At 40.0% G+C, this 17,482-nt stretch carries 11 protein-coding genes; 1 reads left to right on the forward strand and 10 read right to left on the reverse strand.

All coding sequences use genetic code 11. The annotated features are described in order from the left end of the window. Nucleotides 1-81 precede the first annotated feature (81 nt). The 3 genes from J7338_RS17085 to miaE form a co-directional block, all read right to left on the reverse strand. Nucleotides 82-2,004: a sensor histidine kinase gene (locus tag J7338_RS17085; RefSeq protein ID WP_210798148.1), complete on the reverse strand. Its 1,923-nt coding sequence runs from the start codon at nt 2,002-2,004 to the stop codon at nt 82-84. Next, a complete protein-coding gene (locus J7338_RS17090) occupies nt 1,997-4,222 on the reverse strand; it encodes an EAL domain-containing response regulator (protein ID WP_210798149.1) in 2,226 nt (741 codons plus the stop codon). The genes J7338_RS17085 and J7338_RS17090 overlap by 8 nt, the downstream gene beginning before the upstream one ends. A gap of 194 nt (nt 4,223-4,416) precedes the next feature. Continuing rightward, nucleotides 4,417-5,187, reverse strand: a complete 771-nt coding sequence (miaE, locus tag J7338_RS17095; protein WP_210798150.1) for a tRNA isopentenyl-2-thiomethyl-A-37 hydroxylase MiaE — start codon at nt 5,185-5,187, stop codon at nt 4,417-4,419. Nucleotides 5,188-5,438: 251 nt separating this feature from the next. Here miaE and J7338_RS17100 point away from each other — a divergent pair, with 251 nt between their 5' ends. Then, nucleotides 5,439-6,038 carry a Yip1 family protein gene (locus J7338_RS17100; protein WP_210798151.1) on the forward strand — a complete coding sequence of 200 codons (600 nt, stop codon included), beginning with the start codon at nt 5,439-5,441 and terminating at the stop codon, nt 6,036-6,038. Between the two features lie 115 nt (nt 6,039-6,153). Here J7338_RS17100 and purF read toward each other — a convergent pair whose 3' ends face one another. From purF to J7338_RS17135, 7 genes are all read right to left on the reverse strand, one after another. Continuing rightward, nucleotides 6,154-7,680: an amidophosphoribosyltransferase gene (gene purF, locus J7338_RS17105; RefSeq protein ID WP_210798152.1), complete on the reverse strand. Its 1,527-nt coding sequence runs from the start codon at nt 7,678-7,680 to the stop codon at nt 6,154-6,156. Between the two features lie 18 nt (nt 7,681-7,698). Beyond that, complete coding sequence (locus J7338_RS17110) at nt 7,699-8,193, reverse strand: CvpA family protein (protein ID WP_054206292.1); 495 nt, start codon at nt 8,191-8,193, stop codon at nt 7,699-7,701. Between the two features lie 61 nt (nt 8,194-8,254). Further along, the gene (locus J7338_RS17115) at nt 8,255-8,893 is read right to left on the reverse strand and encodes an SPOR domain-containing protein (protein ID WP_210798153.1); all 639 of its coding nucleotides are present in this window, start codon (nt 8,891-8,893) and stop codon (nt 8,255-8,257) included. A gap of 11 nt (nt 8,894-8,904) precedes the next feature. Beyond that, nucleotides 8,905-10,170: a bifunctional tetrahydrofolate synthase/dihydrofolate synthase gene (folC, locus tag J7338_RS17120; protein WP_210798154.1), complete on the reverse strand. Its 1,266-nt coding sequence runs from the start codon at nt 10,168-10,170 to the stop codon at nt 8,905-8,907. Nucleotides 10,171-10,195: 25 nt separating this feature from the next. After that, nucleotides 10,196-11,071 (reverse strand): acetyl-CoA carboxylase, carboxyltransferase subunit beta, encoded by an 876-nt coding sequence (accD, locus tag J7338_RS17125; RefSeq protein WP_210798155.1) that lies wholly within the window; start codon nt 11,069-11,071, stop codon nt 10,196-10,198. Nucleotides 11,072-11,231: 160 nt separating this feature from the next. Further along, nucleotides 11,232-12,026 (reverse strand): tRNA pseudouridine(38-40) synthase TruA, encoded by a 795-nt coding sequence (gene truA / locus J7338_RS17130; RefSeq protein ID WP_210798156.1) that lies wholly within the window; start codon nt 12,024-12,026, stop codon nt 11,232-11,234. A gap of 178 nt (nt 12,027-12,204) precedes the next feature. Then, nucleotides 12,205-17,208, reverse strand: a complete 5,004-nt coding sequence (locus tag J7338_RS17135) for a FimV/HubP family polar landmark protein (RefSeq protein WP_210798157.1) — start codon at nt 17,206-17,208, stop codon at nt 12,205-12,207. Nucleotides 17,209-17,482 lie beyond the last annotated feature (274 nt).

A 17,482-nucleotide genomic window follows, 5' to 3' on the forward strand; every position in this document is an offset into this window, starting at 1 on the left:
TTATATGACTATCACTCTAAGCAACGAATTCGCCACGCTAAAATTTAAAATCGATATCTGAGTCCACCATTAACCCAGCTTTTATTCTATGCTATTGGGTATAATAATCATAAACTGAGTTTTAAACCGCTCTGCAGAGTGTGGATTGGACTGTAGTTTAATTTCCCCCTGCAAAATTTTTGTAACCCATTGGTGCACCATATATAAGCCAAGTCCAGTATTGCCAATACCACGAGCCGAGGTGTAAAAAGGCTCAAAGATGTGCTGTTGAGAATCCTCTTTAATCCCAACACCACTATCTGAAATAGTTAATTTAATAGATTGATTTGGCGCTTGTGCTATTTTTATTTCAATTTCACCAACTTGATTTTTTGCAAACCCGTGGGTTAGTGCGTTCATTATCAGATTTTCTAACACTTGGGAAATGATCCCTGGTCGGCTTTTTATATCTTGCTCAGTTTCAACTAAGATCTTCACTTTTACGTTTGAGTTTTTTAATCTTGAATTGAGGGTGATCAGTAAATCTTCAGTTATTTTTCTTACATTGCAGGTAATGGCATCATCATTATGACGATCTATGGCCATTTTTTTAAAACTTTTAACTAATACAGCAGCCTTGTCTAAATTAATTTTAGCTAACCCTAAATTTTCCTCAATGCTCTGTGTGCTTTTATCTAATTGCGATTTAGTTAATCCTGTTTTCATCGCCTCATTCAACTTATTAATAGCCACATCCGCGTTAGACACAGAGATAATAGCACCGCCAATCGGTGTATTCATCTCATGAGCAACTCCCGCTACCAACAGCCCCAAGGAAGATAGTTTTTGTGCTTCAATTAAACTTGCTTGTAATTGCTGTTGCTGGCGTATAGTTAAATCGAGTTGTTTGTTAACACTATCTAACTCTACTTTTTCACACTGTAATTTATGCGATAAAGTAATTAATTGCTGTTGAAATAAATATTCACGATAACTAAAGCCAAAACCGCAAATACATAAAACAACACTGCACAGTGCAGCATATTGAAATGCAATAATTTTTGCATTATAAAGTAGATCTTTAGGGCTACCGATAAGGATAATAATTTCTTTATCTGAGTCTGCGGTTCTTTGCATTGCTTCACGTAATGAAACGATAGAGAATCGTCTGAAAGTATATAAACTGTCATGAAAAATACGCGAGGTGCTTTGTACATCATGTTCAATGATATGTTGCCAAAGCGCTGGCGAGTGATTTGCTAGCGAGTTATTAACTTGATTATACATAAACCCAAATTGTAATGCGGGATCCTTGTTATACAACCAATAACCATCATGATTTAGGATATTTACTTGGGTGTTTTTTTCATCATATTGTCGAATATTGCTAAATAAATAATCCAGATTAAAATTCACTACTAACAAACCATCTATTAAATACTCATCACCTCGCGTTCTGTAAGTCACTCTAATTGTTGGCTCATGAGGGATAACAACTTTTCCACGCTCAACATTTAAATCAATTTCTGAAATAAATGTATTCGGTGGTGCAACTAACATCCCTTCATTAAAGTAATAACGATTTTGCTTATTTTGTAATTGTGATACCTCAACAATCTCACTTTTTTTATTACTGCTATTAACTCTATAACGCTCTTTACCACTGCGTTCAAGCCAACGTATTTGTGAGATATTAGTTGAGACAGAAGCAAAATTCAAAAAATAGTCATTTATGAGCTTATCGCTTTGTTGAGCGCTAAGTGTATTTAAACCCACATTGCTTTTTAATCGTTGACCATTTGCTAACAGCTGGGTGAGTTTTTTAATACTGCTTAACTCTTTGGATAAATAAGTACTAACAAGTATTAGCTTTTCATCTTGGCGTTCCTTTATTATAGTTGCCTTTGAGTGATACACCTGCTCATACACCAACCAACCTATTAATACCGTAACAAACAAAATAAACAGCGACTTTATAAGCACACCTTTTCCTTCACTGTAAAATGAGTGTTTTTTTTTAATCATTGCCATTACCAAACTGCGCTAACCAAATCAGTAAATCATCATAAAATAGTGGTTTTGAAAAAAAGTAACCTTGGGCCATTTCACAACCGGCTTGTCTTAACCATCGTACTTCAAATTCATTTTCAACTCCCTCAGCTATAACCGTAAAATCAAATTGCTTTGCGAGGCTAATGATCATTTTGATCATATACTGATTATTTAAACTATGCTCAAGATTACTAACAAAATAGCGATCAATTTTTATCGCATTCGACGGTATTTCATTAATATGTGCTAACGATGAATAACCTGTACCAAAGTCATCAATGCTCACTTTAATACCCAACGCCATAAACCGCGATAAAGCCTCTTTAATGAAGTTGTAATTACTGATCGCTTGAGTTTCTGTTACTTCAAGTTCCAGCATAGAAGCTGATACATTATATTTCTCAATTCGACTCTTGATTGACTCAAAGTAAGAGGGCTCGATCAAGTCATAAGATGATGCATTAAACGCAATGGGGAAATTTATACCACAACTTTTAAGTTGATTAATAATTTGTAGTATTTTTTCAAAAATAACATTATCTAGCTCATTAATTAAACCAGCTGTTTCAGCAAGCTCTATAAATTCTTCTGGGTTTACAAAGCTGCCATCAGCCAATTGCCATCTTGCTAGCGCTTCAAACCCAATTGGTTTTAATGTTTTCAAGCACATTTTTGGTTGCAAAGCGACACGCAGCTCTTTGGTGCTAATAGCCGTTCTTAAGCGCGCCATCAACTCATATCGCCTTGTTATAGCAACTGTTTTTTCATCTGTATGCAAAATAAACTTCGCTTGAGTTACTTGCATGTAATTTAAGCTCGACTCTGCTAGGCTAATTACTTTTTCGGGGGTAATATCTAATGCACAACTTAGCTTTAACTCCAGTACTCTTACGTCAATAAATTGCTTAACATTTTCAATTTCGTACTTTTGTTTATTATGAAAACGTGTAATATCATCCGCAATTTCAAAATCAACATTAATGAGCATAGCAAAGCTGCGGTTACTAATAATCGCAATTCTGGGGTCATATATGGAAAAAACATCTACGATACTCTTATGTACCAATTTTATGATTTTTTTACAAAAATCGTAACCAAAGGTAAATGCTTTTTCATCAAATTGATAAATATCAAAAATAATTAAACGCATTTTTGACTGCTCATGCACATTCATATTTTTAATTTCGCGAGTTAACCAGTTTCTATTTTGTAAGTTTAATGAAACATCGGTATAGGCAAGCTCGGTTAATCTATTTAATAATGAAATATTAGCAAACCCGCTACTGACGTTTTCACTAAATACTTTTAATAAGTATTCGTTTTCTTCACTAATGGGGTTATCTGATTTTACCAAGGTAATATAGTGAGCGCCTTCAGGAATTGTTGCTGCGAAAAAAAAGATACTATGTTGATTTGAAAACACATGACGTTTCTCTTTAATAGCTAGCTGGAAATCATCGTACATACCGGCCAGTATGCTACTATCTACTTTTTGCCCTTTCACACCATTAAAGCAGCCGTTGGTAGTTAAAATAACAGCTTCAGAGCCTTTATTTAGGTTATTTGAACAAAGGATCCCTCCCCCTTCAGAAATTTTTAAAATATTGCTTAACTCTTGCAGTACAGCAGCAGAATATGAGCCCATATCATGTTTGCTATTAATACTCCTTGATGCATCCAACACAAGTTGCAAACCCTGTTTAGCGGCTGTTATTTGCGAAATATATTGCCAGGTTCGCATATTACTATTGACGATTGATTCAAGCTTTTGTGCTGAAATGTCAGACTTATTCCAGTACTCATCAATATCGAGCATTTTCATCACATTAGTTTCAGGGGCAAAGCCGGGTTGCCCTGTTAATAGTACAATACGCATTTCAGCGTTTCCGATCACTTCTCTGATGGTATTTACTAAACGCAGCCCAGAGTCATCTTCTTCCATAACCACATCGATAAAAACAAGTGCTATATCGGGATGCATACTTAAAGCAAGCGCAGCTTCTGGTACTGAGTTGGCTGCTAATAACTCATATTTGTAGCCATCTTTGGCCTTTAACTCTTTTAAGCTATTAACTAATGCGTGTTGATAATCGAGATCATCTTCAACGGTTAAAATTTTCCATATTTTCAGATCGGTATTTACTAATTCTTCCTCAGCAGAAAATGAAAATAATTCCTCTTTTTCATCCATAAATACCCACCTAAATAATAATAGTCATAACCTTTCATTTACATTGAAAAGCAATAAAATAGCTAATAAATCAAAATTTAACTTACTTTAAATATTAGGTGAGAGTTTTTGATGTGTCTAACTTAAAAACACTTTTGAAAATATAGTCTGTGCTACAGCATCATTTGACCAGCTATAGCACTGTAAAATGCTGGTTATGCGCGTTTATTTACCGGCGTACCGCTGTGAAATTTAAAATCATCGTCAAAAGATGTAATTAGTTGCGCTTCAATTTCACCAAATTCTTTAACTCGTTCGGTGATATCAAAACCAGCAATTTCTTGGGCAAGAGTTAAATAATCTTGGTAATGGCGTGCTTCTGAGCGCAATAACGAAATATAAAAATCACCTAAACGCTTATCAACATGGGGGGCAAGCGCAGCAAAACGTTCGCACGAACGAGCTTCGATGTAAGCACCGACTATGAGCTTATCAACCAGTGCATCTGGCTCAAAAGTTTTTACATGTCTTAGCATCCCCTTAGCATAGCGACACGGCGTAATACTTTGATACTCAACACCGTACTCATCCATGATCTCTAATACTTGATAAAAGTGGTGCAGCTCTTCTTTGATCAACATCACCATTTTATCAACCAAATCTTGCCCATAAGCTGAATCAGGTTTTGGGATCACTGATTTAGTCAGTTTGTTTTTAGCCGCTAGATCGCGCCAATTCCCTTCGCGTTTGTAAATCAGCGTTTCAAACGGCTTTAGCCACTCTAGTAAGGCATCACTGCTTTGTTTATCCACGGCATACTTACGGATTAAAAACATCGCAGATTGCGCGGCTTTTAGCTCACAGATGAGATGATCAATTAAAATAATTGCTAGATTTTCTTTTTTGGTGGCTTCATCAATCCACCCTAAAGGGGTTTCACAACGTAAAAATTGCTTAATCGGTTCTAAAAGTTGACTATGTGGCACGAAGGGAGTTACTCATTAGTATCTGTCATTAAGAAAATGATTTTACCATGAAAAATGACTGATAATAAAACAAAGCAGGTTGTTTGATTAATTAAACAATCCGAATTTAGGTTAGAATATATACAGGCTGATTTTTTGCTGTCCATCTCCTATTGTGTTTCTTGACAAGCCCCTATTACTGAACCATAACTTAATACAAGCTGTATAAAAATAAAACAGCGAACTAATTCCTTTTTATGGGGTACACAATTATGATACTAAATCACCTATGGGGCTTATACGCCCACCCACTCGAAGAGTGGCAAACAATAGATAACCGCCATGAAAGCTTAACATATAGCCTATCACATATATTACTGATAGCGCTGTTTCCATCTGCAATGGGTTATTACTCATCTGTTTATTTAGGCTGGAGTATCGGGGCTGGCAATCCGGTATTTTTAACCCACGATAGTGCAATACTAATTGCCGCAGCTATGTATGGTGCTTTAATTGTAGGTGTGTTTGCGCTGGCTTATTTAGCGCACTGGATGGCTGTGACTTTTGGTGCAGAGCCAACCTTTACCCAAACCTTAGAGCTTGCAGCGTATACTTCAACGCCAGTATTTATGTCTGCATTGGCGGCATTTTGGCCAGAGCTATGGTTTGTTGTGTGTGTGGGTTTAGTCGCTTTAAGCTATTCAGTCTACTTACTCTATACCGGTGTGCCCATTTTAATGCATATACCGCAAGAGCGTGGCTTTATTTACGCAAGCTCTGTGGTAACTTGCGGACTAATTTTACTGGTGATTATTTTAGCTGTCACCGCCATACTATGGACCAACGGTATCGTAAGTCCAACTTTTACATGATACCTAGTTCAACGTTATAAGCTGTAAAATGTAGTATAAAGTAGTGTTATTATTTTCTTTCCTTCGCAAAAAAGGAGCTAAATTTAGCTCCTTTTTTTATTTCGCTAGACAGAAATTAGTCTGAGCCGTTTTCTTCTTGATTATGTAACTCCAAACCAGCAGACATGGCACTTTCACGACTATTTTTTGCCGAATCATTGCGCAGCTGTTCGATACGATTCAAATAATTCTGATCAATACCACCGGTTATATATTGGCCATCAAATACTGAAGTTTCAAATCGCGTAATTTCTGGGTTTTCCTGCGCTACGGCAGCAATCAAATCAGGTAACGATTGGAAAATCAAACCATCCGAACCAATACTTGCATTAATATCTTCAACTTCACGTCCATGGGCAATCAACTCAGCCGCCGATGGCATATCAATACCATAGACGTTAGGGAAGCGAATTTCAGGTGCAGCAGAGGCAAAGTAAACGTTTTTAGCACCAGACTCACGCGCCATTTCAACGATTTGCGCTGAAGTAGTGCCACGTACAATCGAGTCATCAACTAATAATACATTTTTACCTTTAAACTCACGATCAATTGCATTGAGTTTTTGACGTACTGACTTTTTACGCATTTCCTGACCAGGCATGATAAACGTACGGCCAATGTAACGGTTTTTAACAAACCCTTGGCGATATGGCAAATCAAGTACGCGTGCGATTTCCAATGCCACATCACATGATGTTTCTGGGATCGGAATAACAACATCAATGTCTTTATCAGCCCATTCGCGAGCAATTTTTTCGCCAAGTTTAGTGCCCATATTTACACGTGTAGCGTAAACAGACATGCGATCGATATTTGAGTCTGGACGTGCAAAGTAAACAAATTCAAAAATACATGGCGAGTAAGATACTTTATCTGCGCATGTTTGTGAGTAAAACTCACCGCCTTCAGTAACATATATCGCTTCACCAGGAGCTACATCACGCACAAATTCAAAACCATCGGTTTTTAACGCAACGCTTTCAGAGGCAAACATATACTCGGTATCATTTGCAGTTTCACGTTTACCAAACACTAATGGACGAATACCATTTGGGTCTCGAAACGCGATAATACCATGGCCAATTACCATAGCTATGGTGGCATAACCGCCTTGAACTTTATTTATAACTTCGGTGATACCGTTAAAAATATCTTCAGGGTCAAGATGTAGTTTATTTGGTTTACTTAATTCATGAGCCATGATGTTAAGTAAAATTTCAGAATCTGAGGTTGTGTTGACGTGTCGACGTGCTTCACAGAACAATTGCTCTTTAAGCTGCTCTGCATTGGTTAAGTTACCGTTGTGTGCTAAAGCAATGCCAAACGGTGAGTTAACATAGAACGGCTGCGCTTCAGACGAGCTAGAAGAACCAGCTGTCGGATAACGTACATGGCCGATACCAATAGTGCCTTGTAAACGCTTCATATGACGGGTGTGAAATACATCTTTCACTAAGCCATTTGCTTTGCGTAAACTAAAGGTGTTGTTTTCAATGGTAATGATGCCCGCAGCATCTTGGCCACGGTGTTGCAAAACAGTTAAGCCATCATAAATCGCCTGATTCACAGGAGATGTTCCGACTATTCCAACGATACCACACATGAAATTTTTCCTCGCCGATTAACGGTTGACCGAATTTAAAAAGCTAGAGTTATTTTCGAGGTATGAAAAAAACCACTCAACAACAAAGCCAAATTCTGGGATCAAAATAGAGTTACCCCACCAGTGCGTATTGGGTGCACCAGTAAAAGCATCAAGAAAGAAGAGTAACGCGCTCACGACCAACACGCCACGAAGTGCACCAAAGACAATGCCAAAAACACGGTCTGTGCCAGACAAACCAGTACGTTGTACAAGTTCACCTAGCAGGTAGTTTAACAACCCGCCTAACAATAGCGTCGCAAAGAATAATATGGCAATGGCCGCTGCATTTCTTAAAAGGGGTTCAGAAATACTTGTTAGGAATGATGCTAAATATTGGTAAAACAAACTAGATATGATAAATGCGCCAGCCCATACAGCCAAAGACATTGCTTCTTTTATAAAGCCACGAATTAAACCGATAATAGTAGACAGTGCAATAATGCCAAAGATGGCGTAATCAACCCAGATCATATGAACCAACTAGTCGTTAATTTGGGGCGCATTCTATAAGAGGTCAGCACTAAATGCCAGATCATTTTGCCACTTCAAATTGAGTAACTTTTCCGTTAAGTTTAGTAAGCGCTTTTAATTCAGGGAGTTTGCTCTCAAGCTCCGCCTTATTAAGCGACGGACCCACAAAAACTTTGGTTAAAGTACCATTTGGTGTTTTAACTGGACGGGTAAAAGTTTTAAACCCTTTATCATTGAGTTTAGCCTGTAACGATTTTACGTTTGCGGCGTGGGAAAAACTCCCCAACTGAATTACATATGCCATTTTCGATAGATTATCTTCAAGCTTACGTGCTGGCTCTGGCTTTTTTTCAGCAGGGTGTGCTGTAGTCGTTGCTACAGTTGCTTGATCTGTCGATGCTTCAACCATTTTTTGCGCTACTGGCGTCGTCTCTATAACCGCTTCAGAGGAACTTGAGAGTAGGTCATCATCTGCCGATATATCTTCCTCAGGCTCTTCCTTTGGCTGTTGTGCATTAGCGACTTGATCATCTATTGAATCTTGCAAATCAATAGTTGTGAACTCAGGACGTTCCGGAATAGCTTTAAAGCCTTCTTTGTAATGTACTTTTTCGCCATCAAGAATATTAGGAATAAACACGATAGCTGCAATCACCACAATAGTTGTGCCGACTAAACGATTTATAAAGCCTGAGTTCACCTGATTCCTCTCTATTTTTTCCAATAATTGATGGCAGCTGCAACAGTGAAGAAGGAGCCAAATATAATTAACACCGTTTTCTCATCGAGCTGTGGCAGCACACGATCCAATGCGTCTGCAACTGTTTGATACTGTTCAATTGGCGCGCTAGTGTGTACATTATCCATGGATTTAGCTAAATTCTCTACCTTATCGCCACGAAAGCAATTAAGTCCGGCTAAACACCACGCATCAACTACCGAGCTAACTTCATTTAATACAGCGACTTTGTCTTTATCAGCCAGCATAGCGACTAATGCCTGAACTTTAAAGCCTTGATCACGAAGCCCTGCTAACTTTTGCGCTAAATAACGAGCAGATTCAGCATTATGTGCCACATCAGTATAGACCATTGGCTCACTACTTAGTTGCTGAAAACGTCCTTCAACGACTAAATTAACTAAACAATCACGGATCACTGCCTCGTCCGGCAATAAGTTTAACACCGCTAATGTGGTCAGCGCTGTCGCTACATTTTGACACGGAATAGATGGTTTCGTTAATTCAAGCTGATGCCCTTGATATTGCCAACTAAACGTCTGTTCATTTTCTGCAAAAATAAACTGTTGGCCTGATAAATACATATCGGCATTAATCTCACGGCCATAATCGGTCACTGTATGCGGTATATTTAAATCGCCGACAATAGCCGGGGTTCCGGTACGAAAAATACCTGCTTTATCATAACCCACTAACTCGCGTGTATCGCCTAGGTATTCTTTATGATCTAAATCGATGGTAGTGATCACACTGGCAAATGGGGTAACAATATTAGTGGCATCGAAACGCCCGCCTAAGCCCACCTCAAGCAGCACATAGTCAACAGCATGGCGTTTAAAAATCGCCAATGCACCTAGAGTACCATATTCAAAATAAGTGAGTGGTGTGTCACCACGACCCTGCTCTAGTAAATCAAATGCATCAACATGGAATTGATCATCAAGCTCAGCGCCATTTATGCGTACGCGTTCGTTGTAATGAATTAGATGAGGTGACGCATAAGTTCCTACGGAATAACCTTGTGCTAGTAGCAACGTCTCTAAACAACGAGCCGTAGTGCCTTTGCCGTTAGTGCCACCAATGAGGATTATTTTGCTAGGTGTGTCGAGTAAGCCTATTACATTCGCGACGTGGGCAACGCGTTCTAGCCCCATAGCAATATTTGCCGGGTGAACACTTTCTAAATAACAAAGCCAATCATCAAGGCTTGATGATTGGCTAGGAATGTTTTTGGTCATAGCGTGTGATCAGTAAAGCTGAAATTTACGCTACTCTATGCTCTTGTTCCGTAGAAGGCAAGTCCATAAATTTAGCCAGTATACGGGCAAGCGTATCACGCATTTCACGGCGGTCGATGATCATATCGATAGCACCATGCTCTAGCAAGAACTCACTACGCTGGAAGCCTTCAGGTAGGGTTTCGCGTACAGTTTGTTCAATAACACGAGGACCCGCAAAGCCAATTAAGGCTTTTGGCTCTGCAACGTTGATATCACCAAGCATGGCGAGTGATGCAGAAACACCACCCATGGTTGGATCAGTCATTACTGAAATAAACGGGAGGCCTTTTTCGCTCATTTTTGCAAGTGCAGCACTGGTTTTAGCCATTTGCATAAGCGACATCAGCGCCTCCTGCATACGTGCGCCACCTGAAGCTGAAAAACAAATTAGCGGCATGTTATGTTCTAAACACTGATCAACCGCATCAACAAAACGTGCACCTACAACCGATGCCATTGAACCACCCATAAATGAAAATTCAAATGCGACGGCGGCAACTGGAATGCCTTTTAAACGTCCTTTCATCGCTACTAGCGCGTCTTTTTCGCCACTTGATTTTTGTGCGGCTGCGATACGATCTGAATATTTTTTCGAGTCTTTAAACTTTAAAATATCTTTTGGTTCATGCTGCGTGCCAAGCTCTTGGCGGTCGCCATCATCCAAAAAATGCTCCAGGCGTTTACGGCCACTCACACGCATGTGGTGATTGCATTTAGGACATACATTGAGTGATTTTTCTAATTCAGCTTTATATAAAATCGAATCACAATCTGTACACTTTGCCCAAACACCCTCAGGGATCTCTTTACGAGCCGAAGACTTTGTTGTTTTAGGTAGGATTTTTTCTAACCAACTCATTTGCAACTCTCTTAATACTATTCTGTGCTTTGCTGCGTTCCTGCCAAATCATTATTGACAGACAAATTTTTTCAATTAAAACATGAATTCCACACAGGCGGTATAAAAAACTGGTCTTAGTAGTGAAATGCCTGCTAGACAATGTTTAAATTATCACCAACTAACCTTGTGCATCCGTTAAGAATAAAGGGCCAAGTGGTGTCGACGGAATTTCAAACTGCGCCGGATAATCTACATCAACTAAGTATAAACCTGCCGCCTTTGCCGTTGCACTGGCTTTAGCTCGCTCTTTTAAATCAAGTAACTCTTTTAACCATACAGGTTGCTGCTTATGAATACCAATATCGGTTAAGCAACCTGTAATGTTACGCACCATATGGTGTAAAAATGCATTAGCCTTAATATCAATAATCACATAACTGCCTTGTCGCTCAACCGATAAGTGATGAATAGTGCGTGTAGCAGTATTCGCTTGACAATGCAAAGCTCTAAATGATGTAAAATCATGCTCACCTAATAGGTATTGACATGCCTCTTGCATTTTAGTTTCATCAAGTGGGTGATGAAAATGCGTAACGCCTTCATTTAATATTGCACCTCGAAAGGCGTTATTATAAATAACATAACGATAACGACGAGCAGTAGCACTAAATCGTGCATGAAAATCATCACTCACAGGTTTTGCATAGCGAATGGCAATATCTTTCGGTAACAAGGTATTCATACCCATAGTAAATGCAACCATATCGCGTTCAGCATCGGTATTAAAATGTACAACTTGCCCAGTGCCATGCACGCCTGCATCAGTGCGCCCTGCACAAACGATTTCAACTGGATGATTACAAATACGCGAAAGCGCGGTTTCTACTTCTTGTTGTACGCTATTTACATGCGATTGACGTTGCCAACCACTATAACGGGCGCCGTTGTACTCAACTCCAAGTGCTACTCGCATAATTACTGCTTTACCTACTGTGCTAATGAACGGGGCATTTTATGCTATCTGACGCTGCAATAAAAGTGACTCTATACAAATTAAGCGCACAGTAGCCAAGCGACCTTTTTTCTATTGCTAAAAAAACGGGGAGTAAAATAAATTTACTCCCCGTTTTAACTATAAATGCAGAAACAACTTACAGTAATTTTGCTTTTAAGCTTTGTGCTTCTTCTTGTACTTCATCGGGACCATTTGCTATCACTTCGTCAATAGCGTCAAGGGCTGCATCCATATCCCCTATTTCAATATAAGCACGTGCTAAATCAAGTTTTGCAGAATAACCGCCACTTTCAGCATCAACATCAGTTGGGTTATCTCCAGCAAGTAAGGCATCAAACTCACTTAATCCGACATCCATATTTACATCATCATAAGGTTCATAATCTAAGCTTGTATCATCACTTTGTTCAATCAAAGCATCAATATCGACAAATTCATCCGCAATCATGTCCTCATTTGTTGATGCATTCGCTTCTTCACTTAATTGCTCGGCCGACGGCACATCATCAGGTACTGAAAGCTCTTCAAGTGCAGCAAGATCTTCACTAAGCAACGCATTGAAATCAACTTCAAACTCGCTGCTATCATCTATTGCTAAGGACTCAGGTTCAGCCAACTCACTAAGCAATGTATCAAAATCTGTTTGGGTGAGATCTGCCATAAAATCATCATCAAGCTGATCATCTGACAACGATTGTTCCAATGAATCTTCAAGTTCAGTCGCGAAATCACCACGATATTCATCTTCTAATGTATCTGTAAGCTCATCTTCAGCAATTAGCTCATCTTCAGCAACTAGCTCGTCTTCTGCAACTAGCTCATCTTCTGCAACTAGCTCATCTTCAGTAAGCAGTTCATCTTCAGTAAGCAGTTCATCTTCTGCAACTAGATCGTCTTCAGCAACTAGCTCATCTTCTGCAACTAGCTCGTCTTCAGTAAGCAGTTCATCTTCTGCAACTGGCTCATCTTCTGCAAGTAGCTCATCTTCTGCAACAAGCTCATCTTCAGCAACTGGCTCATCTTCAGCAACTGGCTCATCTTCAGCAACTGGCTCATCTTCTGCAAGTAGCTCATCTTCTGCAACTGGCTCATCTTCAACAACTGGCTCGTCTTCAGCAACTAGCTCATCTTCTGCAACTAGCTCATCTTCTGCAACTGGTTCATCTTCTGCAACTAGCTCGTCTTCTGCAAGTAGCTCATCTTCTGCAAGTAGCTCATCTTCTGCAAGTAGCTCGTCTTCAGTAAGCAGTTCATCTTCTGCAACTAGATCGTCTTCAGCAACTAGTTCATCTTCTGCAACTGGTTCATCTTCTGCAACTAGCTCATCTTCTGCAACTAGCTCATCTTCTGCAACTGGTTCATCTTCTGCAACTGGTTCATCTTCTGCAACTGGTTCATCTTCTGCAACTAGCTCATCTTCAGTAAGCAGTTCATCTTCAGCAATTAGCTCATCTTCTGCAATTAGCTCATCTTCTGCAATTAGCTCATCTTCTGCAAGTAGCTCATCTTCTGCAAGTAGCTCATCTTCTGCAAGTAGCTCATCTTCTGCAACGGGTTCATCTTCTGCAACAAGCTCATCTTCAACTGCGGGCCCATCTTCTGCAACTGGTTCATCTTCAACTGCTGGTTCATCTTCTGCAACAAGCTCATCTTCAACTGCGGGCCCATCTTCAGCAACTAGCTCGTCTTCAGCAACAAGCCCATCTTCAGCAACTAGCTCGTCTTCTGCAAGTAGTTCATCTTCTGCAACTGGTTCATCTTCTGCAACTGGTTCATCTTCTGCAACTAGCTCATCTTCTGCAACTAGTTTATCTTCTGCAACTAGATCATCTTCAACTGCTGGTTCATCTTCTGCAACTGGTTCATCTTCTGCAACAAGCTCATCTTCAACAACTGGCTCATCTTCTGCAACTAGCTCATCTTCAACTGCGGGCCCATCTTCAGCAACTAGCTCGTCTTCAGCAACAAGCTCATCTTCAGCAACTGGCTCATCTTCAGCAACTAGCTCATCTTCTGCAACTAGCTCGTCTTCAGCAACTAGCTCATCTTCAACAACTGGCTTATCTTCTGCAACAGGCTCATCCTCTGCAAGTAACTCATCTTCGATTAATAGTTCGTCATCAAAATCGTGTTCTAAGCTATCTAAATCATGGCCTCCCGCCATTGCATTAGCAAGATCTTGCTCAGCTTGACTAAGCTTCAGCTCTGGAGTTTCTGGCTCTGGAGTTTCTGGCTCTGGAGTTTCTGGCTCTGATGTTTCCAGCTCGGTCTCATCGGTTAACTCTACATCACCATCCGTATTTTCATCATCTAGTTCAAGATCAGGATAATTATCAAGCTCTAAACTTGGTGTTAATGTATCACTGCCAAGTAGTTCGTCTTCCAATGCTAAATCAAATTCATCATCGAGCTCTTCATCGGCTAGCGGATCATCCCCTAGATCGATTTCGACTTCTTCTACATCATCACTAAGCTCATCAACATCAGACCATTGTGGGGGCTCTACGTAATCGTCTTCTTGCTGCAGCTCATTGAGTAAATCGTCAACACTTTTTAGCGAAGGATCATTATATTCTTCAAGTAAATCATCTTCATCAAGTAAATCGTCATCTAAAGCTTCAAGCTCTGGCTCTGCTGCAAGCTCTGGCTCTGCTGCAAGCTCTGGCTCTGCTGTAAGCTCTGGCTCTGCTGCAAGCTCTGGCTCTGCTGTAAGCTCTGGCTCTGCTGTAAGCTCTGGCTCTGCTGTAAGCTCTGGCTCTGCTGCAAGCTCTGGCTCTACTGCAAGCTCTGGCTCTACTGCAAGCTCTGGCTCTGTTGCAAGCTCTGGCTCTACTGCAAGCTCTGGCTCTACTGCAAGCTCTGGCTCTACTGCAAGCTCTGGCTCTACTGTAAGCTCTGGCTCTGCTGTAAGCTCTGGCTCTGCTGTAAGCTCTGGCTCTGCTGTAAGCTCTGGCTCTGCTGTAAGCTCTGGCTCTTGTTCAATTGCGACTTCTGCTTCGTCAACTAAACTTGATGCAATCGATTCAACGTCTTCGACGTCTAGTTCATCTTCTACATTCGATAACTCTTCCATCGAATCAGAAAGAGCTTCATCTAGCTGCGCGCTTTGTACTTGATCTGTTAAACTTTCAATATCACCGAAGTCAAATTCATCGTCTTCTTCAACAAGTGCTGATCCAGCTTCAGGTTCCGATTTTTCCTCGGCTGCCCCCTCTAATAAACTATCGATATCACCTAAATCAAATTCATCTTCTTCAGACAATACTGGCTCTGCGCTTGCTTGATCGCCAGTCTCATCGATTAGGTTATCAATATCATCTATATCAAATTCATCGCCTTCTTCAGCCAATACGGGCTCTGCGGTTGCTTGATCACCAGCCTCATCGATTAGATTGTCAATATCATCTATATCAAATTCATTGCCTTCTTCAGCCAATACGGGTTCTGCGGTTGCTTGATCACCAGCCTCATCGATTAGATTGTCAATATCATCTATATCAAATTCATCGTCTTCTTCAGCCAATACGGGCTCTGCGGTTGCTTGATCGCCAGCCTCATCGATTAGATTGTCAATATCATCTATATCAAATTCATCGCCTTCTTCAGCCAATACGGGTTCTGCGGTTGCTTGATCGCCAGCCTCATCGATTAGATTGTCAATATCATCTATATCAAATTCATCGCCTTCTTCAGCCAATACGGGTTCTGCGGTTGCTTGATCGCCAGCCTCATCAATTAGGTTATCAATATCAGCTTCATTCGCTAACTCTTCACTGAGCGCTGCTAGGTCATCATCAGAGTCAAGCGAGTCATCTAATTCAGTCGCTTCATCATTGCCATTTGCAAATAAATCATCTAGCTCTTCTGCACTTAGAATATCGCCATCATTGTTGTCATCTAAATCAACGTCATCGCCTAAACTATCCTCATCGGCTTGGTCAAAATCTTGTTGCATGAAGATATCAAGTTCATCATTCTCTTCTTTAGCTTCATCACTTTCATCATCAAATACAATGTCGTCGCTAAGTAAGCCATTTAATTCGTCTTGATTTAATAAACTATCATCATCTTCAAACGCATCATCAATATTGTCATCAAAAATAATATCGTCGTCATCAGATAAAATATCGTTCTCAATATCATCAAGCTGAATGCTTGCATCATCCTCTGGAACTGGATCTGGAATAATTGGGTCGAGGGATGGGCCTAAATCAAGTTCCTCCTCAGCAGTATAACTAGGGCTTTGTGGTAAAAACTCGTCATCATCAGTGCTTTCATCTTCTTTGTTATTACGCTTACGTAAAAACATCACGATTGCAAAGATGATTAATAACGCTGGAATTGTCATTAACAGTATGAGAACTAGTGGATTAGCTAATAGCCCAGCAAAATCAAATTCACTAGTCTCCTCGAGCTTTTTTGCTTGTTGTTGCTCTATAATTTCGTTCTGTTTTGCAATCAATTCAGAAAGTTGGCGTTGAATTTCACTGTCTTTACCAAGTTGCTCACGAATATTTTCGAGCTCTTTAGAGACACCTGTTAACTGCTGTTTTAATTTATTGTTTTCGACTAAAATTTCTTCGACATTATTAACAGAGGACTTGAACTGTTTTTGTAATTCAACAAGTTGACTGCCCTGCTGGGTTTTAATGCTGTTGATTTCTTGTTTTAACTCTTGCTTAGCTTCATCAACATCCACTTTGCGTGCTTGGGTTACTTTGGTTTGCGAGGCGGTAATCTCGCTGTTCGTCAGTGTACCATTTTTCTTTTTCTCCCATAACTCATCATCTTGCTCTGAACGCTGCTTGGCAAGCTCCGGGCTTACTGCACGGATATCGGCTAAGGTTGGGATTTTTAAATACGCGCCATCGCGCATATGATTGAGGTTTTGATCTAAAAATGATTGCGGATTTTTTTCATACAATGCCTGCATAACTTGATAAATACTGACTGAGTTATCAGGTCGCACTTTTGCAGCAATACGCCATAACGTATCGGTTGGCTTTATTGGTCCAATAGAGCGCCCTTGTACGCCGTAATCAACGCCTTTAGGCCCTTTAAGTTGGCTGCCGTCTTGGGAGTATATCGGTGTTACCACCAATGCAGACGCTAATAAGAGGAGTGTAGCTAAACCGCGCATGCTGATCCTTTAATGTTTAAATGTTAACGCAGCGCCATTAAATTAGACGCTTAAACATTGATTATTTCTTGCAGAAATAACGTACATAAATAAATAGTTAATTAAGTCTTTCTTGCAAGCTCTATTCCAGTTGCAAACTATAAACCAGTTGCGGCTTAATATCCATCGCAACACTTTGAAAGGTAATAGCTTAAACTTTATCTGCTAGAAGAGTTTTTTATCGTTAATATTAAGTTTATACGCTTTTAGCAGCTATGCGGCAATTATTTGGCAG

It is taken from the genome of Pseudoalteromonas ostreae (assembly GCF_018069805.1).
GTDB lineage: Bacteria > Pseudomonadota > Gammaproteobacteria > Enterobacterales > Alteromonadaceae > Pseudoalteromonas > Pseudoalteromonas ostreae.

Excerpts from the sequence above, each read along its gene's own strand:
- J7338_RS17085 (WP_210798148.1), bottom strand. The coding sequence starts at position 2,004 with ATGATTAAAAAAAAACACTCATTTTACAGTGAAGGAAAAGGTGTGCTT.
- J7338_RS17090 (WP_210798149.1), bottom strand. The coding sequence starts at position 4,222 with ATGGATGAAAAAGAGGAATTATTTTCATTTTCTGCTGAGGAAGAATTA.
- J7338_RS17100 (WP_210798151.1), top strand. The coding sequence starts at position 5,439 with ATGATACTAAATCACCTATGGGGCTTATACGCCCACCCACTCGAAGAG.
- purF (WP_210798152.1), bottom strand. The coding sequence starts at position 7,680 with ATGTGTGGTATCGTTGGAATAGTCGGAACATCTCCTGTGAATCAGGCG.
- J7338_RS17110 (WP_054206292.1), bottom strand. The coding sequence starts at position 8,193 with ATGATCTGGGTTGATTACGCCATCTTTGGCATTATTGCACTGTCTACT.
- folC (WP_210798154.1), bottom strand. The coding sequence starts at position 10,170 with ATGACCAAAAACATTCCTAGCCAATCATCAAGCCTTGATGATTGGCTT.
- accD (WP_210798155.1), bottom strand. The coding sequence starts at position 11,071 with ATGAGTTGGTTAGAAAAAATCCTACCTAAAACAACAAAGTCTTCGGCT.
- truA (WP_210798156.1), bottom strand. The coding sequence starts at position 12,026 with ATGCGAGTAGCACTTGGAGTTGAGTACAACGGCGCCCGTTATAGTGGT.
- J7338_RS17135 (WP_210798157.1), bottom strand. The coding sequence starts at position 17,208 with ATGCGCGGTTTAGCTACACTCCTCTTATTAGCGTCTGCATTGGTGGTA.